General features: G+C 35.3%; 1 protein-coding gene. It reads right to left on the reverse strand.

The features are described from left to right. On the reverse strand, nt 1-533 hold a 533-nt coding region (locus I6E31_12465; protein ID MCF2640770.1), incomplete at both ends, for a hypothetical protein.

Consider the following 533-nt stretch of genomic DNA (forward strand, 5'->3'; position numbering starts at 1 on the left):
TGAACCATTCCTCCATATTCAGCTACACCATTTTTATTGTGATCTCTATTTGTATACCACCATTCATGGTAAGCCTTTAATTTTGGATACATCTCTTTTAAAAACTCTTTATCTCCACTTACTTTGTAAACTTCCCATACTGCCCAAGTTGCTAAAGCTGGTTTAGAGTTTCTCTCGTTCCAGTTTCCACCATCTCCATCTCTCTCCTCATCAGCATTGTAGAATATTGCATCTATAATAGCCCCCTTATCTTGAGGTCTAATCTTATCATCTTCTTGAATTTGATAATCAAATAATGCTCTTATATTGTTTTTAGCCAGTTCTTCATTAAAGTATACAGTAGCTACTGCTTGTTTCCAAGAGTCCCATGCCCAGAAACCATTAAACCATTTATAGCTTACAGAAGGTGTTACCCCATCATGTTTTATTGCTCCAGCACTACTTCTCCAGTTAGTTGTTAAAGTTTCAATAGCTTTTACTGCAATTTTATTGTATCTTTCACCAGATTTGTCAATAGCTCTATTTAAGTATCC

The organism is Fusobacterium varium (assembly GCA_021531615.1).
Classification (GTDB): domain Bacteria; phylum Fusobacteriota; class Fusobacteriia; order Fusobacteriales; family Fusobacteriaceae; genus Fusobacterium_A; species Fusobacterium_A varium_C.